The following is a 247-nucleotide window of genomic DNA, read 5'->3' as shown; positions in this document are numbered from 1 at the left end:
GCCGGCAACACGTCCAGGGACCGCAACGGCGTCTCCGGCGCGGCCTCCAGCGCCTGCGCCAGGCTCTCCAGCGCCCGCTGCATCAGCCCGATGACACGATCCGCCGGCACAGCCTCCACAACCTGCGCCGTCAGCCCAAGCTCGGTCCCGAAGTCGTCGACCGACAGCGTCAGCGGATAGTTCGTCCGCTCCTCGCTCTCCAGCCATTCCCCGCCGATCAGGCTCGACGTACCCATCTTCTCCGCCG

At 69.6% G+C, this 247-nt stretch carries 1 protein-coding gene; it reads right to left on the bottom strand.

The genetic code is table 11. The annotated features are described in order from the left end of the window. A partial coding sequence (locus JT360_RS33415; RefSeq protein ID WP_214477761.1) for a hypothetical protein occupies positions 1–236 on the bottom strand: 236 nt, incomplete at its 3' end. Between the last annotated feature and the right edge of the window lie 11 nt (positions 237–247).

Origin of the sequence: Mesorhizobium sp. dw_380 (genome assembly GCF_018588885.1) — a bacterium.
In the GTDB taxonomy this organism is placed as follows: Bacteria; Pseudomonadota; Alphaproteobacteria; order Rhizobiales; family Rhizobiaceae; genus Mesorhizobium.
Note: the sequence above shows the minus strand (reverse complement) of the source record. Positions and strands in the feature narration are given on the sequence as shown.